This is a genomic window from Sodalis sp. RH24 (genome assembly GCF_047324145.1).
Taxonomy (GTDB): domain Bacteria; phylum Pseudomonadota; class Gammaproteobacteria; order Enterobacterales; family Enterobacteriaceae; genus Acerihabitans.
The window spans coordinates 957,389-977,690 of record NZ_CP178729.1 but is presented as its reverse complement, the minus strand read 5'-3'; the positions used below and the strand labels follow the sequence as shown (position 1 = coordinate 977,690).

16 protein-coding genes are annotated in these 20,302 nt (G+C 57.5%); 11 read left to right on the top strand and 5 right to left on the bottom strand.

All coding sequences use genetic code 11. The annotated features are described in order from the left end of the window. Nucleotide 1 precedes the first annotated feature (1 nt). The 3 genes from ACL2XG_RS04350 to ACL2XG_RS04340 all read left to right on the top strand — a co-directional run bounded on the left by ACL2XG_RS04350 (nucleotide 2) and on the right by ACL2XG_RS04340 (nucleotide 4,148). Nucleotides 2-1,489, top strand: coding sequence for an FGGY family carbohydrate kinase (locus tag ACL2XG_RS04350; protein WP_413722794.1), 1,488 nt, complete (start codon nucleotides 2-4; stop codon nucleotides 1,487-1,489). A gap of 19 nt (nucleotides 1,490-1,508) precedes the next feature. Then, nucleotides 1,509-2,936, top strand: coding sequence for an L-fucose/L-arabinose isomerase family protein (locus ACL2XG_RS04345; protein ID WP_410015205.1), 1,428 nt, complete (start codon nucleotides 1,509-1,511; stop codon nucleotides 2,934-2,936). 156 nt (nucleotides 2,937-3,092) lie between these two features. Beyond that, complete coding sequence (locus tag ACL2XG_RS04340; RefSeq protein WP_413722795.1) at nucleotides 3,093-4,148, top strand: alpha/beta hydrolase family protein; 1,056 nt, start codon at nucleotides 3,093-3,095, stop codon at nucleotides 4,146-4,148. Here ACL2XG_RS04340 and ACL2XG_RS04335 read toward each other — a convergent pair. Together ACL2XG_RS04335 and ACL2XG_RS04330 are read right to left on the bottom strand one after the other, a co-directional pair. Then, nucleotides 4,102-5,130 (bottom strand): helix-turn-helix domain-containing protein, encoded by a 1,029-nt coding sequence (locus tag ACL2XG_RS04335; protein WP_413722796.1) that lies wholly within the window; start codon nucleotides 5,128-5,130, stop codon nucleotides 4,102-4,104. The two genes, ACL2XG_RS04340 and ACL2XG_RS04335, sit on opposite strands and share 47 nt — an antisense overlap. Before the next feature lie 76 nt (nucleotides 5,131-5,206). Further along, the gene (locus ACL2XG_RS04330) at nucleotides 5,207-6,151 is read right to left on the bottom strand and encodes a sugar-binding transcriptional regulator (RefSeq protein ID WP_410015203.1); all 945 of its coding nucleotides are present in this window, start codon (nucleotides 6,149-6,151) and stop codon (nucleotides 5,207-5,209) included. 291 nt (nucleotides 6,152-6,442) lie between these two features. On the opposite strand from ACL2XG_RS04330, the gene ACL2XG_RS04325 reads away from it, so the two are divergent. The 4 genes from ACL2XG_RS04325 to yciH all read left to right on the top strand — a co-directional run bounded on the left by ACL2XG_RS04325 (nucleotide 6,443) and on the right by yciH (nucleotide 9,073). Further along, nucleotides 6,443-6,748: a LapA family protein gene (locus ACL2XG_RS04325; protein ID WP_410015202.1), complete on the top strand. Its 306-nt coding sequence runs from the start codon at nucleotides 6,443-6,445 to the stop codon at nucleotides 6,746-6,748. Nucleotides 6,749-6,754: 6 nt separating this feature from the next. After that, a complete protein-coding gene (lapB, locus tag ACL2XG_RS04320) occupies nucleotides 6,755-7,924 on the top strand; it encodes a lipopolysaccharide assembly protein LapB (RefSeq protein WP_410015201.1) in 1,170 nt (389 codons plus the stop codon). Nucleotides 7,925-8,024: 100 nt separating this feature from the next. After that, nucleotides 8,025-8,750, top strand: coding sequence for an orotidine-5'-phosphate decarboxylase (gene pyrF / locus ACL2XG_RS04315; RefSeq protein WP_410015200.1), 726 nt, complete (start codon nucleotides 8,025-8,027; stop codon nucleotides 8,748-8,750). Then, nucleotides 8,747-9,073 (top strand): stress response translation initiation inhibitor YciH, encoded by a 327-nt coding sequence (yciH, locus tag ACL2XG_RS04310; protein ID WP_410016553.1) that lies wholly within the window; start codon nucleotides 8,747-8,749, stop codon nucleotides 9,071-9,073. Before pyrF ends, yciH begins: the two co-directional genes overlap by 4 nt. A 159-nt stretch (nucleotides 9,074-9,232) precedes the next feature. Here yciH and osmB read toward each other — a convergent pair whose 3' ends face one another. Further along, nucleotides 9,233-9,451, bottom strand: coding sequence for an osmotically-inducible lipoprotein OsmB (gene osmB / locus ACL2XG_RS04305; RefSeq protein WP_410015199.1), 219 nt, complete (start codon nucleotides 9,449-9,451; stop codon nucleotides 9,233-9,235). Between the two features lie 235 nt (nucleotides 9,452-9,686). Here osmB and araD point away from each other — a divergent pair, with 235 nt between their 5' ends. The 3 genes from araD (at nucleotide 9,687) to ACL2XG_RS04290 (ending at nucleotide 13,950) form a co-directional block, all read left to right on the top strand. Further along, on the top strand, nucleotides 9,687-10,382 hold the full coding sequence (gene araD, locus ACL2XG_RS04300) for an L-ribulose-5-phosphate 4-epimerase (RefSeq protein ID WP_410015198.1): 696 nt from the start codon (nucleotides 9,687-9,689) through the stop codon (nucleotides 10,380-10,382). Between the two features lie 537 nt (nucleotides 10,383-10,919). Then, nucleotides 10,920-11,936: a 2-keto-3-deoxygluconate transporter gene (kdgT, locus tag ACL2XG_RS04295; RefSeq protein WP_410015197.1), complete on the top strand. Its 1,017-nt coding sequence runs from the start codon at nucleotides 10,920-10,922 to the stop codon at nucleotides 11,934-11,936. Between the two features lie 370 nt (nucleotides 11,937-12,306). Beyond that, nucleotides 12,307-13,950 (top strand): TcdA/TcdB catalytic glycosyltransferase domain-containing protein, encoded by a 1,644-nt coding sequence (locus ACL2XG_RS04290; RefSeq protein WP_413722797.1) that lies wholly within the window; start codon nucleotides 12,307-12,309, stop codon nucleotides 13,948-13,950. A gap of 74 nt (nucleotides 13,951-14,024) precedes the next feature. On the opposite strand, the gene ACL2XG_RS04285 is transcribed toward ACL2XG_RS04290, so the two are convergent. Both ACL2XG_RS04285 and ACL2XG_RS04280 read right to left on the bottom strand, forming a co-directional pair. Beyond that, nucleotides 14,025-15,965 (bottom strand): exoribonuclease II, encoded by a 1,941-nt coding sequence (locus ACL2XG_RS04285; protein ID WP_413722798.1) that lies wholly within the window; start codon nucleotides 15,963-15,965, stop codon nucleotides 14,025-14,027. Between the two features lie 148 nt (nucleotides 15,966-16,113). Continuing rightward, nucleotides 16,114-18,420 (bottom strand): FdhF/YdeP family oxidoreductase, encoded by a 2,307-nt coding sequence (locus tag ACL2XG_RS04280; RefSeq protein WP_413722799.1) that lies wholly within the window; start codon nucleotides 18,418-18,420, stop codon nucleotides 16,114-16,116. 274 nt (nucleotides 18,421-18,694) lie between these two features. On the opposite strand from ACL2XG_RS04280, the gene ACL2XG_RS04275 reads away from it, so the two are divergent. Continuing rightward, the gene (locus ACL2XG_RS04275) at nucleotides 18,695-20,293 is read left to right on the top strand and encodes a PTS transporter subunit EIIC (protein ID WP_413722800.1); all 1,599 of its coding nucleotides are present in this window, start codon (nucleotides 18,695-18,697) and stop codon (nucleotides 20,291-20,293) included. Nucleotides 20,294-20,302 lie beyond the last annotated feature (9 nt).

Genomic DNA, 20,302 nt, shown 5'->3' with positions numbered 1-20,302 from the left:
GATGACGACGCCCATCATCCTCGCCATTGACGAGGGCACCACCAACGCCAAGGCGATTGCCGTCGATCGCGCGGGGGCGATCCTCGCTAAGGCGGCGGTTCCCCTGGTTCTTTACCATCCCCGGCCGGGCTGGGCCGAACAGGATCCCATTGCCATCTGGCAGGCGGTCTGCCAGGCGGTGGCCGCTTGCCTGGCGCAGGTCCCCGACGCGCTGGTAAGCGCGGTGGCCGTCAGCAATCAGCGCGAGTCGGTGATGATTTGGGAACGGGCTTCCGGCACGCCCCTGACGCCGGTCGTCAGCTGGCAGTGCCGGCGCTCGCAGGATTTTTGCCGCGAGCTGGCCGCAAGCGAACACGCATCGCTGATTTACCAGCTCACCGGGTTGCCCATCGACCCGCTGTTCCCCGCCGCGAAAATCCGCGGCATGCTGGCCGCGCTGCCGCAAGGCGTGGAACGCGCCGCCCGCGGAGAACTGTGCGTCGGCACGGTGGATGCCTGGCTGAACTGGCAACTGACCGGCGGCCTGGCGTTCAGCACTGATTACGCCAACGCTTCCCGCACCCAATTATTCAATATCCACGAGCGCCGCTGGGATGAAAGGCTGCTGGCGATTTTTTCGATACCCGCCGCCTGCCTGCCGGCGGTTAAACCTTCGGCGGCGGTGCACGGCCATACCCGCGCCGGACAGGTACCCGGACTGGCGCAAGGCATTCCCGTCGCTGCCCTGATCGGCGATTCCCACGCCGCGCTCTATGGCCAGGGCGGCAACCAGGCCGGCGACGTCAAGGCCACCTATGGCACCGGCTCATCCCTGATGCTGGCGGTGGACGCCGTCGGCGCCGGTGGGGAAGGGTTAAGCGCCACCGTGGCCTGGCATGACGGCGAAATCCGGTATGCGCTCGAAGGCAATATTACCCACACCGGCGCCGGGCTTTCCTGGGTGGCGCAACTGCTCGGCGTGACGTCGCTGACGCGGCTGTCCGAGATGGCCTTAAGCCCGGCGGGCAACCAGGGCGTGTTTTTTGTCCCGGCGCTGTCCGGCCTGGGCGCGCCCTACTGGGACAGCCGGGCGCGCGGCCTGATCTGCGGGCTGACCGATGCCGCCACGCCGGACGTCCTGGCGCGGGCCGGGCTGGAATCCATCGCCTATCAGGTCGCCGATGTGTTTTTTGCCATGGAACGGGCCGCCGGAAGACGGCTGCCGGCCTTGCGGGTGGACGGCGGCGCCACGCAAAACCGCTGGCTGATGCAGTTCCAGGCCGATTTATTGCAGCGCCGGCTGATCCGCAATCTGAACGCCGAGGTATCGGCGCTGGGCGCCGCCTACCTGGCGGGCAGGACGCTGGGCTGGTGGCCTGATAACCAACATATCGCGGCGTTGCCCCGAGAAGTGGAATACATCGAACCGCGCGCCGAGACCGCGGAGATGCGCGAGAACTATATCCTCTGGCAAACGGCCGTCGCGCGCGCCCGTTATCAGCCGGACTAACCCTATCTGGAGTAAAGCAATGTCGACAAAAATAATTGAAAATCTGACCCTGGCCGTGATCGTCGGCAATCGGGGATTTTTTCCCAGCTATCTGGTGACGGAGGCGCGTCGCGACGCGGCGGCGGTATTCGAGCGCTTGGGCATCAATATCGTCTGGCTGGACGAAACCCAAAGCAAACTGGGCGGGGTGGAAACCTGGCAGGACGCCAAGGCCTGCGCGCAGCTGTTTCGCCAGCGACGCGACGACATTCACGGCGTGGTGGTGCTGTTGCCCAACTTTGGCGACGAAAAAGCGGTGGCGGACGCGATTCGCCTGTCGGGGCTGACCGTGCCGGTGCTGATCCAGGCCGAGCAGGACAGTCTGGATAAAATGGGGCTGGCAACCCGGCGCGACAGTTTCTGCGGCAAGATTTCGCTGTGCAACAATCTGCGCCAGTGCGGCATTCCGTTTACCCTGACCCAACGCCATGTCTGTACCGTGGCGGGCGACGCGTTTGCCCAGGACCTGCGTCAGTTTACCCAGCTTTGCCGGCTGGTACACGCCATGAAAGGCGTGCGTATCGGCGCCATCGGCGCGCGTCCCGCCGCCTTCAACACCGTGCGCTACAGTGAAAAATTGCTGGAGCGCATGAACGTCTCGGTGGAAACGCTGGATTTATCCGAAATTTTTACCCGCGTCGGCAACCTGGCCGATAACGACCTGCGGGTGGGAGAAAAGCTGGCGCTGTTAAAAGACAACGCGGATACCGGCGCCATTCCCCCGGAAAAACTGCATACCATGGCGAAGCTGTTCGTGGTGATAAGCGAATGGGTGCAGGCGAATGATATCGACACCACCGCCATCCAGTGCTGGACGTCGTTGCAGGAAAATCTCGGCATCAACGTGTGCTCCATCATGAGCGTCATGTCGGGGCAGTTGATGCCCAGCGCCTGCGAAGTGGACGTGATGGGGGCGCTGTCGATGTACGCGCTGGCCAGCTGTTCGCTGTCGCCCGCCTCCATCGCCGACTGGAATAATAACTTCGGCGATGAGCAGGACAAATGCGTGCTGTTCCACTGCGGCAACTTCCCCAGTGAAAGCCTGGAAAACCCGGCCATGGGCACGGCGGACATTATCGGCACCACCGTCGGCTGCGAAAATACCTGCGGCGCGGTGCATGGGCGCATGAAGGCCGGCCCCTTGACCTACTTCCGTCTGTCGTCGGATGATTTTACCGGTAAGGTCCGGGCTTACGTCGGTGAAGGCTCGGTGGTGAACGATCCGCTTGATACCGTCGGCTGTCGCGCGGTGGTACAAATTCCGGCCATGGAACCGTTGCTGCGCCATATTTGCGAGCAGGGCTTCGAGCACCATGTGGCCATGAACCATTCGGCCACCGCGGCGGTGCTGCATGAAGCCTTTACCAAGTATTTGGGCATAGAGTGTTACTGGCATGCCAGACCCTAACTCACCACCGGCTGGGCAGGGAGGCCCGGCGATGGCCGGACGTTAGGAAAGGGTAATAAAATAATCAGAATTCACGACCTCGATCGTGTTCCGGGGCGCCCTGATACCGAACTTCATAATATAACTGCGGCACAATTCATCACCGCAGGGTCATTAATGATGTTCATCAGAGGGTTTCTTTTATTGTCTGCTTTGCTGTTGTGTATACAGGTGCAAGCAGCCCCGGGCTTTCGTCAGCTACCGTTGTCGGACCAGAAGGGGGACGCGCTGAATGTGGCGGTGTGGTATCCGGTTTCTTCCGCGGGAATAACGGAATCGGCCGGGGATAATCCCGCTTTCATCGGCGTTGCCGTCATCCGCAATGCGCCGCCCGCGCCAGGCGCACACCCTCTCCTGGTTATTTCACACGGTTACAATGGCAACTGGCGGAATTTGTCCTGGATTGCCGCGGCCATGGCGGCGCAGGGATATATTGTCGCCGCCCCGGATCATCCGGGGACCACCACCTTTAATCAAAATCCTGCAGACGCTAAACAGCTGTGGCGGCGTCCGCGCGATCTTAGTGCGGTTATCGACCTAGTCATTCACTCTCCCGGACTGTTCGGGGCAACGGACAAAGACCGGATTGCCGCGTTGGGGCATTCCCTGGGAGGATGGACCGTCATGTCGCTGGCGGGGGCACGCTTTGACCCTGCCCGGTTTTTGCACGACTGCCGGCAACACCCACAACGGGGCGACTGCCGGTTAACGGACAAGCTGGGCATCGATGAAGCGTTGTCGCAGGAAAAATTATCTGCAGATCACCGGGATGCAAGAATCAGAGCCGTCGTGTCTCTCGATCTCGGGCTGGCCCCCGGGTTTACCCCCCGCAGTCTGCATGATATTAGCCTGCCTGTCCTGATCCTCGCGGCCCGGATGGACCAGCTGGCGGCGTTGCCAGCCGAAGAGGAATCAGGGTACCTTGCCGCCGCAATGCGTCCGCAATGGAGACAATTCGACATCATTGATGGGGCTACCCATTTCAGTTTTATGTCGTTGTGCAAGCCCGGCGCTGAAACGCTTATCAATGAAGAATCCCCTGGCGATGGCATCGTCTGCCGGGACGGTAGCGGAGCAAGCAGGTCTGGTATTCATCAGGCGCTGGTGGGTAAGATCAGTGCATTTCTCAATGCGTCGCTTGATTATCATGCGCCCGCTGGCGAAACACCGTAGGAGACACGCCGGAAACCCGCTGAAATTCGCGGTTAAAATTAGATTTAGTCATAAATCCTGACTCCAGCATGATATCCGTAACGGGCATCGGGGTGCTTAGCAGCAGTTCCTTTGCCCGTTCAACCCTGAAACCGTTGATCCACTGCGATACGTTGCACTGACTTATCGCATTTACCGCACCTGAAAGTTGCCGCGCGGGCACACCTGTTTTCCTGGCCAGAAGACTGAGTGTGAGATCGGGATTGAGGTAGATTTGCGATTCACGCACCTGTTTCTCCAGCAGGCGATATAGTCCCGCCAGTTCTCCCGCGGGTAACACGGCGCGTGCAGGTGGCGTTGCTTCCCGGGCAGCCGATCCGGATAGCGCCGCCGTACTTCTTGCACTGACAATGGCAGCCCCGATAAGCGGCAGCAGCATGACCTGAAAAATAACAACCATAACAGGAGCCTGTTTGCCGCCGGTGATGCTGAAGTCAAATGACACCGCAAGATCTGTCAGCGCGGATAAGCACAGGAAGCAGCCGGCGAAAAAAGCCATCCTTGTGGTATGCGATGACTCGCCCAGTCGGCTCAGCGTGAAGTTATGCTCTCCCTGCCATGCCATACGCAACAAGCTGCATCCGTAGCCGGCAAATAGCATAAACAAGATAAAATCTGTCGCAGCCGGCCAGAATATCCTGATAAAAAAGGCGAGGGTTGCAGGGACGAACAGCAGTAGCCAATGACGTTGCCTGTTGATTTCAGTCATTGAGATGAAGCTGTGCCAGGCGACAGGCGGCAAAAGCAGCGCCAGCCCCGACTGGATATTCCTCAGCATGGCGGAATGATATTCCCAGCGCAGCGTACTTACAGACAGGAGGACTATGCAGGCAACCAGGAAACGTAGCGTACCGCCGTGGCGTTGTTTTTTAGGAAACAGCGCCAGTGCCAGTAAGAAAAGCAGCGCGGATACAGTAATAACGGGAAAGGGAACAGAAAGCATGGCAGCGGCACCACAACAGAAAGTTACCGGGAATATTTACACACATCGGGCCACGGGGCAATGACGCGCCCGCGGGCTATACCAGCTGTTCCGCCACCAGGCGATCCGTTATCAGCACATCAATATACCGTCCTTCCAGCGCGCCCTTAATCGCGGCGACCTTTTCCTGTCCGCCGGCCAGCGCCACCACCCGCGAGCATTGCCGCACCTGCGGCAGCGGCATGCCGATGACAGGATCCTCGTCGTCCTCGAGCACCGCCTCGCCCCGGGCGTTGAAATAATGCAGGCAGATATCGCCCACCGCGCCGCGCTCCGCCAGCAGGCGCAGCATCTTTTCGTGATAGTAGTTGCCGGAATTCATCAACAGCTGCGACGGCTCCAGGGCGCCGATGCCGACCAGCGCCACGTCCACCTCGCCGAACTTGGCCACCACATCCGCCACCTCGCTACTGTTGACCAGCCGCATACGGTCCTCCACCGAACGCTCGATACTTTGCGCCGGCAAAAGATAGGCCTTGCAGTTGAGCTGATCGGCCAACAGCTGGGTGAGCAGGGTGGCCTGAACGTTGCCGTTGGGGCCGACACCGCCCAACAGTTGGATAACGCCGCTCGCCTTGACCGCCAGAGGATGAAGGTTGTCCACCATTTCCCGCAGCGTGCTGCTCCACGACGAAATGCCCACCAGGTCGTCCGGCCGGATGCTGGTCTGCATATAATGCGCCGCGGCGGAACCGATGGCCTGCTTGATTTGCTGCGCCCCGGCGTTATCGGGCACATCCACCACGATGGCCTGGTCGATGCCGTAGCGCTGCTGGATGGCCGACTCCAGGCCCATAAACATATTCGGCGGTTGCACCACGCTGATTTTCACCACGCCGTCCTTGATGCAGCGGGTGATGGCGCGGGAAACGAAGGATTGCGACAAATGCAGGGCGGCGGCGATATCCGCCTGTTTTTTATTTTCCGTGTAATATAACGTCGCAATTTTAACCAATAAACGCTGTTCGTCTTGTCTGGACATGCGGCGTTCTCCAACGGGTCCCTTTCATGCTTACATTTTTATGCATAACTGAATAAATAACAAGCTGTGCATGATCTTGCGGTTGGGTTTTCTGCTGGCGGCACCTATAGTTTTAAGACCGGCTTCATGAATCGGGCAGGCGCAGACGGTTTCCAGGAAGGTCGGCAACAGATAATGCCGTTATGTTGTCTACAGCATTTCCTTCGTAACGCGGGAAATGCTAATTTATACCATCTTGGCGCCGGTTTATGGACGCGGCCCATCCGAATAACGTGGTTTGCGGGAAAAAATGTGAAATATGCTCTGATATTTTTGCTGGTTCTGGTGATTTTTATTATTTCTTTCACCTTTGGAGCCCATAACGATCAGGTCGTTACCTTTAATTATTTACTGGCCCAGGGGCAATACCGGGTATCTACGTTGCTGACGGTCCTGTTTGCGATGGGATTTATCCTCGGCTGGGTGATCTGCGGCCTGTTTTACCTGCGCGTGCGTCTGGCCTTGTTGCGCGCCGATCGCAAAATCAAGCGTCTGGAGCAGCGGCCGGCGGCCGGCGCCGACATCGCCACGACCGTACCCACAGCCGCGAAGGAATAACCGGTTATGCTAGAGCTGCTGTTTCTGTTGTTGCCCGTGGCGGCCGCATACGGCTGGTACATGGGGCGCAGGAGCGCGCAGCAGGATAAACAACAGGATGCCAACCGCCTGTCGCGCGAATATGTCGCCGGGGTCAATTTCCTGCTGTCCAACCAGCAGGATAAGGCGGTGGACCTGTTCCTGGATATGCTCAAGGAAGACAGTAACGCCGTGGAGGCCCATCTGACGCTGGGCAATCTCTTCCGCTCGCGCGGCGAAGTGGATCGCGCCATCCGTATTCACCAGGCGTTGATGGAAAGCACCGCCCTGAGTTTTGAACAGCGCCTGCTGGCCATCCAGCAACTGGGCCGGGATTACATGGCGGCGGGTTTTTACGATCGCGCCGAGGAAATGTTCAACCAGCTTATCGAGGAAGAAGATTTCCGCACCGGCGCCTTGCAGCAACTACTGCAAATCTACCAGGCCACCAGCGAATGGACCAAAGCCATAGAAACGGCCGAAAAGCTGGTCAAGCTGGGTAAGGATCACCGGCGCATCGAAGTTGCCCATTTTTATTGCGAACTGGCCCTGCAGGCCATGGGCAGCGACGATCTGGATAAAGCCATGGCGTTGCTGAAAAAAGGCGCGGCGGCCGATAAAAACTGCGCGCGGGTGTCCATCATGATGGCGCGTATTTTTATGGCGCGGGAGGATTACCCGGCGGCGGTGGCCGTATTGCAACGGGTGCTGGATCAGGATAAAGAGATGGTCAGCGAAACCCTGCCGATCCTCCAGACCTGCTACCAGCATCTGGATCAGCCGCAGGCCTGGGCCGATTACCTGCGGCGCTGCGTCGAGCTCAATACCGGCGCGGCGGCTGAGCTGCTGCTGGCCGACGTCATTGAGCAAAACGATGGCACCGAGGTCACCCAGATCTATATCAACCAACAGCTGCGCCAGCATCCCACCATGCGCATGTTCCACCGCTTGATGGATTTCCATCTTAACGAGGCGGAAGACGGCCGGGCCAAGGAGAGCCTGCAGGTGCTGCGCGATATGGTCGGCGAGCAAATCCGCACCAAACCCCGCTATCGCTGCATAAAATGCGGTTTTACCTCCCACAGCCTTTACTGGCATTGCCCTTCCTGTAAATCCTGGGCCTCCATCAAGCCGATTCGCGGCCTCGACGAGCAATAAGCCGGCCTTGACGGCTAGGCATTTGCCCCGGCGGCAGGTAACATATCGCCATAAATCAAGGCTGCCCCGCTAAGGCATTACATTATTAAAGGTTCTCGTCATGACAAGCGATCTTATATCAACCCCCTCGCCGGTGATCGTCGCCCTGGATTATGCCGACCGCGGGCAGGCGCTCTCCTTTGCCGACCAGGTTTCCCCCCGCGAGTGCCGCCTGAAAATCGGCAAGGAAATGTTTACCCGGTTTGGCCCCGAGCTGGTGCGCGAACTGCGGCGCCGGGGATTTGATGTTTTTCTCGACCTGAAATTCCATGACATCCCCAATACCGTGGCCAAGGCAGTGGCGGCGGCGGCGGAGCTCGGCGTGTGGATGGTAAATGTCCATGCCTGCGGCGGCGAGCGTATGATGAGCGCGGCCAAAGAGGCGCTTGCGCCCTATGGCGACCAGGCGCCGCTGCTTATCGCCGTCACCGTGCTGACCAGCATGGCCGATGCGGATCTGGCCGGCCTGGGCATTCCTTATACCGCCGCCGACTATGCCGGGCGCCTGGCCGAGCTGACGCAACGCTGCCATCTGGACGGCGTGGTCTGTTCGGCCATGGAGGCGGCGGCGTTTAAAGCCCGTTTCGGCCGCGATTTTCGCCTGGTGACGCCGGGCATACGCCCGCAGGGCAGCGACGCCTCCGATCAGCGGCGCATCATGACGCCACTGCAGGCCCGGCGCGCCGGGGTGGATTATATGGTCATCGGCCGCCCCATAACCCAAGCCGCCGATCCGGCCGCCGCGCTGCAGGCCATTTTACGCCAATTGCAAACGGGAGAAGCCTGATGGACGACAACAGCCGGTTGGTTTATTCCACCGACCGCGGGCGCATCGACGACCCGCCACAGACCGCTCCGCGCCCCGCCGGGGACGGTATCGTACGTATCCAGCGCCAGACCAGCGGCAGGAAAGGCAAGGGGGTATGCCTGATCACCGGGCTTGCGGGGGACGATAACGCCCTGGCCCTGCTTGCCGCCGAGCTGAAGAAAAAATGCGGCTGCGGCGGCGCGGTTAAACAAGGGGTTATCGAAATCCAGGGCGATAAACGGGAGTTATTAAAACAATTGCTGGAAGCGAAGGGACTGAAGGTAAAACTGGCCGGAGGCTAGCATCGGCGGATGACGGTGATGCGCGGCGGCAGGCTATGCCGGCGGCTGGCGAGGATTACGCCAAAAACGCGCGCCTGACTACGGCGGTCATACCGGCGCCGACGGCGCCGGGAACGCGTCCCTCAATGGGGGATGAAGCTTTACTCGTCCGTGAGGGTATTAATGAACCTGATGGCCGATAATACCGCCGACCGCGGCGCCGCCTACCGTGCCCAGTCCGCTGCCATTGGTGAGCACCGCGCCGCCCAGGGCGCCGGCGCCCGCGCCGATGGCGGTGTTACGGTCACGTTTTGACCAGTTTGAGCAGGAACTTAGCGACAAGGCGAGGGTGACCGCTAACACTGCGGCGGCAATACGTTTTGTTGAATTATTCGTCATCGTCAACTTCTCCATAGGTGTCAATAATAAGTATTTATTATAGTACCGACTCGGTTGTTTAGCTTGTATTGCTATAAATAAAGTCATTCGCTATGACGGGGCCGAAAGCGGACCGGTCAGGGCACGCTAAAACAGGGCAATAGCAGAAGACAACCGGATCTTCAGCCGTTTTGACCATACCGGTGGCGTCCGGCTGCCGGGACAATGTCCTCATGGCGTTTCTGAGGACAACACAATGCTTAACGAATTAAAAGAACAGGTTCTGGCGGCCAATCTGGCTTTGCCGCGCCATCATCTGGTGACCTTCACCTGGGGCAATGTCAGCGCGGTCGATCGCGGGCAGGGGCTAATGGTGATCAAACCCTCCGGCGTCGGTTATGAAGCCATGACCCGCGACGATATGGTGGTGGTGGAGCTGGAGACCGGGCGCGTGGTCGAAGGCGGCAAAAAGCCGTCATCGGACACCGATACCCACCGGGTGCTTTATCTTGAGTTCGCCGGCATCGGCGGCATTGTCCATACCCACTCCCGCCATGCCACCATCTGGGCCCAGTCCGGCCTGGATATCCCCGCCTGGGGCACCACCCATGCGGATTATTTTTATGGCGCCATCCCCTGCACCCGTTTGATGACGGAGGCGGAAATCCAGGGACGTTATGAATGGGAAACCGGCCGCGTGATTGTCGAAACGTTTAAAACGCGCGCCATCGAACCCACCGCCATCCCGGCCGTGCTGGTCAACTCCCACGGTCCGTTCGCCTGGGGCAAAGATGCTGATACGGCGGTGCATAACGCCGTGGTGTTGGAGGAGGTGGCCTATATGGGTATTTTCTCGCGTCAGTTGACGCCGCAACTGCCGGCCATGCAGCCGGAATTACTGGATAAGCATTATCTGCGTAAACATGGCAAGAATGCCTATTACGGTCAATAGCCCTGCTTTACGACACCCGCTTGGTCCCTGGTGATTAATTAACCATTGGCGGAGTGGGTGTTATCATTATTGTATTTAAATTAATTAATATAATAATTATTGTTTTATATACGTATATAATCCGCATTATTTTTCACTTCGGCTAAATACTCTCCTCAGGCTTTTTGTCAAGCGCCATGCTTTCCCCTCCCTGGTGTTATTGATGCGCAGCGCCGCGCCGCGCCGTTGTCTACACTTAGCCCGGAAAACCCGCGCCAGCCGGCGCGACGCCTTGCCGCGCCGGCTGGCAGATAGTTATCTTTACCAGAACGATGGCGGAAACGTGATCTTCATCTCATTTTGAAACCTTATATCCATTCAATTAAAATGATCTTCTTTTAAAAAAGAAACATTGTTTCATTTTATGCTCCAGATCACTGTATTACAGGATGTAACCGGTTACTTTAACGCTCAACTGACCCCGTCAATGAATGGGGCATGGCCACGGAACGGCGCCCTACGACTCATGGGAATACTTCGAACTTAGGTGGAATCACGATGCAAATCAAACGTGCAATTGACAAAATCCCTGGTGGTATGATGCTCGTGCCGTTATTTATCGGCGCGTTATGTCATACTTTTGCCCCGGACGCGGGTAAATATTTCGGATCATTTACCAACGGCCTGATCTCCGGCACCGTGCCTATTCTGGCGGTGTGGTTTTTCTGCATGGGAGCGTCAATTAAACTCAGCGCCACCGGCACCGTTTTGCGTAAATCCGGTACGCTGGTGGTAACCAAAATCGCCGTTGCCTGGGTGGTCGCCGCGGTAGCGTCACGTTTACTGCCGGCCAACGGCGTGGAAATCGGCTTCTTTGCCGGCTTATCCACCCTGGCGCTGGTCGCCTCCATGGATATGACCAATGGCGGGCTGTACGCCTCCATAATGCAGCAATACGGCACTAAGGAAGAGTCGGGGGCATTTGTCCTGATGTCGCTGGAATCCGGCCCGTTGATGACCATGATTATTTTGGGCACCGCCGGTATCGCTTCTTTCGAGCCGCATGTGTTCGTCGGCGCGGTGCTGCCGTTCCTGATTGGGTTTGCCCTGGGCAACCTGGACCCGGAGCTGCGGGATTTCTTCAGCAAAGCGGTGCAGACGCTGATCCCGTTCTTCGCCTTCGCACTCGGCAATACCATTAACCTGAACGTCATCGCGCAAACCGGCCTGCTGGGCGTGCTGCTGGGCGTTTCGGTGATTATCATCACCGGTATTCCGCTGATCCTGGCCGATAAGTTTATCGGCGGCGGCGACGGTACCGCGGGTATTGCCGCCTCCAGTTCCGCCGGGGCCGCGGTGGCCACGCCGGTGCTGATTGCCGAAATGGTGCCGGCCTTTAAGCCGATGGCGCCGGCGGCAACCGCGCTGGTGGCCACCTCGGTGATTGTTACCTCAATACTCGTGCCGATTATCACCGCGCTGTATTCCAAACGCGTGAGAAAAGGCCATGTCAGCCTGATGGATGAAGAACTGGCCGCGCAGGCCGCGCTGAAATCCAATGCCGCCGAAAGATAACGCTGACGATGAGCAGTAGCAAATAAAAATCCCCGCAGGTGAAGTGAACCCCGAAAGTTGGACACCCAACGAGTAGGGGTTTTTGCTTATGGGGCAAAATAAAATGCCGGAGATACGACAACGTTTTTTTTCGGTGTTAGCCGTATACAGGCGCAGGCGAGTCGCCCACATTCCGTTTAGCCGGGTGGTGCGAGTGTCGGTTTGAGAATAAAACCCAGGTACTTAAATCCACCTTGTTTATATTATATTGAAATATTCGTGATGGATTTTGTTATTATCTGCCGGATTTTAAATCTACTGCGCAAGTATAGTAAGAGTAACATTATTTATTACCTGCATTCTTTTATCATAAACAGAAAGCCGATTTTTAATGGACTTTTTTCTTTTTATTTTTTTATGGATAAAAAAGTTGATTACCTTATCATATATCTCCAATGAATTATTTCCATTACGGCATGAAAGCACTGATTTTGGCGAGAAGGGCGATTATTATCAGGCACTGAACCTGTGGAAAAGTGAAGCCCGGAACGGCTTTGGGGAACGTCGCGATATAGCGGCTGACATAATAAAAAACTGCATCGAGACGGGCAGCGTGACGTTGAATTTAAGCGGTCTTAATTTAACCAGTCTGCCGGTTTTACCACCGCATATCGAAGAGCTCAATGTTGGTAATAATGTACTGAAAACATTGCCTTCTTTTCCAGATACATTGAAGATACTTAAAGCCAGCCAAAACAGGCTTATGACGTTTCCCGCAATTGCGTCGGGATCATCATTGGAAGAGTTATATTTAGCGGATAACTTCATTAAAATAAAACCACAATCCGCAGGTTCGCTGCAACATCTTGACCTTAGTAACAATCCACTCTGTTTTGTTATCCCAAAAATTATCCATCATATTTGGTTGGGTGACGCACCTTTTCCTTATGAAGCGATGATAAATCTTGTACGAAATGTAGACTTAAATCCTGATTATGTCATTAAGCTATGGGTTGATAATCCTAAGCGCACGCACTCGGAACTGATGACCGTCGGATTAACATCAGCGATCTTTGCTCGTGTTGAGATTTTGAGGTACTCGGCACCCTATGAACTTGAAGCTATAATTTTAAGAGAATGCGCGGATACCCCCTATAAGAATTACGCAGCGGCGTCTGATGTTTTGCGCTTGTCCGTACTCAGGGATTTTGGCGGTATCTATATGGATGTTGACATTGCTTTGAGCGAATCTTTGGGCGACATATTAATTGATAATCAGTTTGGGCAACCTGCGGTAGATTCACTCTTCAAATATGATAGTGTGACTACGTCTGATGACGATTTTAAGGTGGGTGTAATCAACGGTGTTATTGCTGCCCTTAAAGACGCCAAGGATATCAATTTTCTCTTGGAAGCAATAAAAGCTGTTTACACAGGCAAAGAGTTTACATTGGGACCTAATAAAACAAAATTCATGGATTTTTTTAAGCATTTTTGGAGTGGTTATTCTGGCGACAACAGTCTAACCGCACAAATAAAAGTTAGGGAAATTTTACGTACGCAAGAAAAATTGAATGGATCAGCCAAGTTAGAAGCATTAAATCTGTTAGATGAAACAGAGAAAAATAAACGACTGGAAGCATTGAGTAATTATAATAGAAATTTATTCAGCGATGATGCCGATTTTGCGAATATCACATGGGGCCTTAAGCGGGAACGAGCGCTGGTGAGATATACAGGTACTTTAATTTTTACGGGACCCCTATTACTTTTCTTATATCTGAACAATGAAAAACCGGGTGATCTTATACCTGCTAATTTACAGCAAGACCCCAAAAATGGTTTTCACAGTGTTAGGAAATTCATTAAGACTGATATTTTTGGGAAAATAGAGGACCCGTTTGGTAAATGGATTGCAGATGAAAATGGTAAGGGTGGCCGCGTGGAACATCCTATGGGTAGATGGACGCAAAAAAATAATGACACGGGTGACTGGATCGCTCCCGCCATGCATGGCTGGATCACTGACATCTAACGGCAAATACTGCCCGTCCCATCTGTTTATCAAACCAACCGGGGAGGCGTAAGCCTCCCTGAATTATTACGCCATCAAACTGGGCGGGCTATCACCGAACGGGTTTCCTGGCGCACTTCCGCCACGGTCACCTCAATGGTGTCTCCCTGGCGGTAGCGCTCCTCGCCCTTCACCTGCACGGTGCCGGTTTCCTGGCTGCACACCAGTTCATCGCGCACGCTGTGGATAAAGGGCGCCGGGATAAACGCCACCGCGCCGTTCTCAATAAGCCGCACGCGCATGCCGCCGCGCGAGACATCGATGATTTCAGCGCTATAGCGGGTATCGCTGCCGGCTTTACCTGCCAGGTAACGGGCATAGAGCCAGTCGCCCACATCACGTTCCGCCATGCGGTTTAGGCGGCGGCGTTCGGACATCTGCACGGTAATCTCTTCCGACGGCCGCACGGCGCTGCCCTGGCTTATCAACGCCTTTAGCAGGCGGTGGTTGATCATATCGCCGTATTTACGGATAGGCGATGTCCAGGTGGCATAGGCGTCCAGCCCCAGGCCGAAATGCGGGCCGGGTTCGGTGCTGATTTCCGCGTAGGTCTGGAAACGACGCACGCGGCTGTCAAGGTAGGAGGTCGGCATGGCGTCCAGCCGGCGGCGCAGGGCGCAAAAGCCCGGCAGCGTCAGCAGGGTGGCGGCGTCGGCCTCGACATCATTGGCGGCGAGGATCGCCACCGCCTGATCCACCAGGGTCTCGTCAAAGCCGTTATGCACGTTGTACACGCCATACCCCAGGCCGTCGCGCAGCACGCGCGCGGCGCAGACGTTGGCCGCGATCATCGCTTCCTCGACCATGCGGTTGGCGATGCGCCGCGGTTCAATCTGTATGGACAAGACGTCGCCTTTATCATCGAGGACAAAACGATAGTCGGGACGATCCTTGAAGACCAGTGCATGAGCCTGACGCCAGGCGGCGCGGGCCAGACAGGCGCGCTGCAGCAACCGAATCTGTCCGGCGATGGCCGGATTGCCGGGCTGCCATGCGCTGTTGCCTTCCGCTTCCAGCCAGTCGGAGACATCGTCATAGGCCAGCTTGGCCTTGGATTCGATCCAGGCGGCAAAAAAGTGCGGTTCGTCGCCAAGCGAGCCATCGCCGTTAATGACCACGCGGCAGGCCAGCGCGGGACGGCGTTCGTTGGGACGCAGCGAACAGACATTATCGGACAGATCGCGCGGCAGCATCGGGATATTGAATCCCGGCAGATAATTGGTGAACGCGCGTTCCCGGGCAATCAGGTCAAGCTTGCTATCGGCCTTGACATAGGCCGTCGGATCGGCGATGGCGATAGTCATCACCAGCGCGTCGCCTTCGCCCGCCTCGACGTACAGCGCGTCATCCATATCTTCGGTGCTGGCGCTGTCGATGGTGATAAAATCCAGCGCGGTTAAATCTTCGCGCGGCAGGTTGTCGTCGTCCAGCACCAGCCCTGCGGGCATCGGCGGCGCCTCGCGCTCCAGGTTATGCCGGGCGAGGGTGACCCACCAGGGGGCGAAATGGTCGTCGCCGACGGTCACCAGTTGGGTGATCTCGGCATAAAATTGCCGGTCGCCCTTAAGCGGGTGGCGGCGCATTTCCGCCACCGCCCAATCGCCGGTCTGGAACGCATGCTCCACGCCGCGCACCGGTCGGCAGGGGATGACTTCACGGATCAGCGGATGGTTCGGCACGATGGACAGGCGGTCGTCCTTGAGCTGGACGCGGCCGACAAAGCGCGACAGGAACGGCTCCACCAGTTCTTCCGGCTCGACAATTTCCCGGTCTTTTTCAGAGCGCACAGTGGCGGTGATCCGATCGCCGTGCATGACTTTTTTCATGAACGGCGGCGGAATGAAATAGCTTTTTTGAGCATCGACTTCAAGGAAGCCAAACCCTTTCTCAGTGCCTTTGACCACGCCTTCGACACGCGGCGTCTGAGAGTGAAGTTGCTGTTTTAGCTGTGCGAGCAGCGGGTTATCTTGAAACATAATGTCCAGAAATAAGAAGGTAAAAAGGCTTCAATAACGGCAGACAGTTTTACGCGAATCGGCCGGCGGCGGCAAGTATAACCACCCGCTTGCCGATGAAAAAAGCCGCCCGCGCGGACGGCGGGCGGGTTGAGCGGCGAAAACGGGATTAAATAATGCGCGCGTCGGCGGCCACCGGGCTGCGTACCAAACGCACCGGCACCGATTTGGAGGTCGGGGTATGGGTGTCGTCGCCAAAGCTTGACAGCGGCACCAGCGGATTGGTTTCGGGATAATAGGCGGCGAGGTTGCCGCGCGGGATATCGTAGCTTATCGCCTTGAATCCGCAGACTTTACGGTCGACGCCGTCGTGCCATAGCGTTTCGATATCCACCCGGTCGCCGTCGGCCAGTCCCAGCGTCGCCAGATCCTCCGGATTGACAAACACCACGTCCCGCTGGCCGTAAACGCCGCGATAACGATCATCCATACCGTAAATGGTGGTGTTGTACTGGTCGTGCGAACGCAGGGTCTGTAAGGTAAAAGGCGCCGTCCGTGCGCCGATTTGCGGGAACAGCGTGTCCGGCAGTGCGGCGGCGCTGAAATGCGCCTTGCCGTCGGGAGTGTTGAAACGCAGTTCGGCGGCGGCGTTGCCCAGGTAAAAGCCCCCCGGTTGTTCGCAGCGGCGGTTAAAATCGGCAAACCCGGGCAGGGTGGCCTCGATATGATCGCGGATCAGATTATAATCGCCCGCCAGCCGCGGCCAGTCGACTTTTTCGCCGCCGAGTACCGCGTGGGCGATGCCGGCGACAATGGCGGTTTCCGAGCGCTGCAGCCCGGAGATCGGCGGGTTTACCCCTTCCGAGGCATGCACCATGCTAAAGGAATCTTCCACCGTGACGTACTGGCTGCCGGTGGCCTGCATATCCCGTTCGGTACGGCCCAGGGTCGGCAGGATCAGCGCGTCGGCGCCGGTAATCAAATGGCTGCGGTTGAGTTTGGTGGCGATATGCACCGTCAGGGTGCAGCGCCGGATCGCCTGCTCGGTGCGCGCGCTATCGGGCGCCGCCGCCGCCAGGTTGCCGCCGAGCGCAATCAGCACCCTAATTTCGCCGCGCAGCATGGCTTCCAGCGCCTCGACGGTGCTGTGGCCGGGCGCGCGCGGCGGCGTGAAGTCAAAATGCGCCGCCAGGCTGTCGAGCATGGCGGCGGAGGGCTTTTCATCAATGCCCATGGTGCGGTTGCCCTGCACATTGCTGTGGCCGCGTACCGGGCACAGGCCGGCACCCGGCTTGCCCAACTGGCCGAACAACAGCTGCAGGTTGACGATTTCCCGTACCGTGGCCACCGAATGTTTATGCTGGGTCACGCCCATCGCCCAGGTGCAGATCACCCGTTCGGCCCGGCGGTAGATGTCCGCCGCTTCCCGCAACTGCTGTTCACTCAGGCCGGACTGGCGGGTAATGTGCTCCCACGTGGTGGCGTCCACCGCCGCCAGGTAGGCTTCTACACCCTGGGTATGCGCCTGGATAAAGTCAGCGGCAAACAGCCCCGGCTGGTTGTCCGCCAGGCGCCGGCGATGGGTTTCCAGCAATGCCTTGACCATGCCGCGCACCGCCGCCATATCACCGCCCAGGTTGGGCTGGAAATAGCGCGAGCTGATGCGTCCTGATTTGGGCGTCAGCAGTTCCAACGGGTTTTGCGGGTCGGCAAAGCGTTCCAGGCCGCGTTCGCGCAGGGTATTGAACGTGACGATACTGGCGCCGCGGTCGGCGGCGTGGCGCAGGCTGTGCAGCATGCGCGGATGGTTGGTGCCCGGATTCTGGCCAAAGACAAAAATGGCGTCCGCCTGCTCGAAGTCATTGAGGTGGATGGTGCCCTTGCCGACGCCGATACTGTGTTTCAGGCCGGTGCCGCTGGCCTCGTGGCACATATTGGAGCAGTCGGGAAAATTGTTGGTGCCGAACATGCGGCCGAACAGCTGGTAAAGATAGGAGGCTTCATTACTGGCGCGCCCGGAGGTGTAAAGCTCCAGCTGATTGGGATGGTCCAGTGCGCGCAGATGCTGCGCTATCAGGGCAAACGCGTCTTCCCAGCTTACCGGCGCGTAACGATCGGTCTGGGCATCGTAACGCAGCGGCTGGGTCAGCCGGCCCTGGTATTCGAGGAAATAATCGCTTTGCCGATACAGGGCGCTGACACTGTGTTGGGCAAAAAAAGCCGCGTCCAGCCCTTTGCGCGTGGCTTCCCAACTGACCGCCTTGGCGCCGTTTTCACAAAAACTGAAGGTACTGGTATTGTCGTCGCCCCAGGCGCAGCCGGGACAGTCGAACCCTTTGGATTTATTGACCCGCAACAGGTTACGGATATTTTTAAAGGCTTGTTTACTGTCGAAGACATAACGGGTGGTGGCTTCCAGGGAGCCCCAGCCGCCCGCGGCGCCGGTATAGGGTTTTATCGCAGGTTTAAATTTCATTATGGGTATTCGCAGGTGAATGATACGGGCTGAATGTTAAATAATCTTTAACGCCTTGCTCTTATGAAGTTAAGTTTAAGCGGTTCGGTATGTTGCGTCTAATCGAATGCGGTTATCGCAGCATAGAGCGGAACTATGGCGATCGCGGGGGCGGTCAGGGGGTGGTTATTTGTGATCCCGCTCTAAATTCCGCTCATCGGGCCGCGTTGCGGGCTGACGGCGGCGCAGGTTGACGCATAATTAACCTCTTGATGACACAACGAGATTACCCCGTATGAAAGACCTAGCCAGCCAAATCCACGGATTTGGCAAAGCGTTAATGATGCCGATTTCGGTTATCGCCGCCGCCGGTATTTTCCTCGGGCTGGCGGCGGCATTGCAGAATCCGGCGGTTACCGGCGAGGCGTTCGCCAATCTGCATTATCCGCAACTGGTTATCGGGTTTATCCGCCAGGTGGCGGGCGCCGTGTTCGCCAATCTGCCGCTGTTTTTCGCCGTGGCCAGCGCCATTGGCCTTGCCAAGGCGGAAAAACCCACCGCGGCTTTCGCCGCCGTGATCGGGTTTATCGCCATGCATGTCGGCGTCAGCGCCAGCCTGGCGGCGCAGGGCCTGACCGCCGCCACCACAACGGTGCCGGCCTTGACCGCGCACGGCATGGCCCAGAATGCGGCGTTGGTCTATTCCGCCGAATTTATTCCGATGCTGGGTATTTTTACCTATAACATGAGCGTGTTGGGCGGGGTGATCGCCGGGCTTATCACCGTGGCGCTGCATAATCGTTTTTATACCCAGGTATTGCCGACGGCGATCGGTTTTTTCGGCGGCCGACGGTTTGTACCTATCGTGACGGTGGTGGTGTTGCCGCTGGTGGGGCTCGGCCTGTCGTTTATCTGGCCCACCGTAGGCGCGGGCATTGCCTGGGTCGGCCAGCTGATTGGCAAAAGCGGCCAGTACGGTATGTTTTTATATGGCTTCGGCGAACGCCTGCTGATCCCGACCGGCCTGCATCATATTCTTAACGAGACCGTGCGTTTTACCCCCATCGGCGGCATGACGACGGTGGATAACCAGACCATCGTCGGCGCGCTGAATATCTTTAATACCGCGCTGACCCATCCCGGGCTGCTGAGCGATCAGGTGGTGCGCGACGCCACCCGTTTCCTGGCGCAGGGCAAGATCCCGGTAATGATGTTCGGCCTGCCCGGCGCGGCCCTGGCGATGTATCACTGCGCACGTCCCGAACATAAAAAACGCGTCAAGGCGCTGATGATGGCGGGCATGCTGGCGTCGTTCACCACCGGCATTACCGAACCGCTGGAGTTTTGCTTTATCTTCGTGTCGCCGGTGCTGTACTTGCTGCACGCCGCACTGAGCGGCCTGTCGTTTATGCTGATGGATATACTGCAGGTGATGATCGGCAACGTGCAGGGCGGCGCCATCGATCTGGTGGTTTTCGGCATTCTGGGCGGGGCGAAAACCCACTGGTGGTATCCGGTGATGCTGGGGGTAATCTACTTTCCTCTTTATTATTATATTTTCCGGCTGGTCATCATCCGCATGCGGGTGGAAACGCCGGGACGCGAGGCCGAGGAAGTGGAGGAACCGGCGCGTAAGGCGGTGAGCGCCGATGAGCGCGCCGGGAATATTATCACCGGTTTGGGCGGCCAGCCGAATATCGCTGACGTCGATTGTTGTTTTACCCGTCTGCGGGTGCGGGTGAAGGATATGCGCCTGGTGATCGACCGCACGCTGATGCTGACCGGCGCCAGCGGCGTGAAGCGCGTCAGCGCTAACGATGTCCAGGTTATTTATGGGCCGCAGGTGGAAAAAATCGCCCAGGACGTCAAGAGCTCGCTGGGCGTGAATACCTGAGGGCCCTCC

What these genes read in the sequence shown, in the direction of transcription:
- ACL2XG_RS04350 (WP_413722794.1), top strand. Translation starts at nt 2, where the DNA reads ATGACGACGCCCATCATCCTCGCCATTGACGAGGGCACCACCAACGCC.
- ACL2XG_RS04345 (WP_410015205.1), top strand. Translation starts at nt 1,509, where the DNA reads ATGTCGACAAAAATAATTGAAAATCTGACCCTGGCCGTGATCGTCGGC.
- ACL2XG_RS04340 (WP_413722795.1), top strand. Translation starts at nt 3,093, where the DNA reads ATGATGTTCATCAGAGGGTTTCTTTTATTGTCTGCTTTGCTGTTGTGT.
- ACL2XG_RS04335 (WP_413722796.1), bottom strand. Translation starts at nt 5,130, where the DNA reads ATGCTTTCTGTTCCCTTTCCCGTTATTACTGTATCCGCGCTGCTTTTC.
- ACL2XG_RS04330 (WP_410015203.1), bottom strand. Translation starts at nt 6,151, where the DNA reads ATGTCCAGACAAGACGAACAGCGTTTATTGGTTAAAATTGCGACGTTA.
- lapB (WP_410015201.1), top strand. Translation starts at nt 6,755, where the DNA reads ATGCTAGAGCTGCTGTTTCTGTTGTTGCCCGTGGCGGCCGCATACGGC.
- pyrF (WP_410015200.1), top strand. Translation starts at nt 8,025, where the DNA reads ATGACAAGCGATCTTATATCAACCCCCTCGCCGGTGATCGTCGCCCTG.
- osmB (WP_410015199.1), bottom strand. Translation starts at nt 9,451, where the DNA reads ATGACGAATAATTCAACAAAACGTATTGCCGCCGCAGTGTTAGCGGTC.
- araD (WP_410015198.1), top strand. Translation starts at nt 9,687, where the DNA reads ATGCTTAACGAATTAAAAGAACAGGTTCTGGCGGCCAATCTGGCTTTG.
- kdgT (WP_410015197.1), top strand. Translation starts at nt 10,920, where the DNA reads ATGCAAATCAAACGTGCAATTGACAAAATCCCTGGTGGTATGATGCTC.
- ACL2XG_RS04290 (WP_413722797.1), top strand. Translation starts at nt 12,307, where the DNA reads ATGGACTTTTTTCTTTTTATTTTTTTATGGATAAAAAAGTTGATTACC.
- ACL2XG_RS04285 (WP_413722798.1), bottom strand. Translation starts at nt 15,965, where the DNA reads ATGTTTCAAGATAACCCGCTGCTCGCACAGCTAAAACAGCAACTTCAC.
- ACL2XG_RS04280 (WP_413722799.1), bottom strand. Translation starts at nt 18,420, where the DNA reads ATGAAATTTAAACCTGCGATAAAACCCTATACCGGCGCCGCGGGCGGC.
- ACL2XG_RS04275 (WP_413722800.1), top strand. Translation starts at nt 18,695, where the DNA reads ATGAAAGACCTAGCCAGCCAAATCCACGGATTTGGCAAAGCGTTAATG.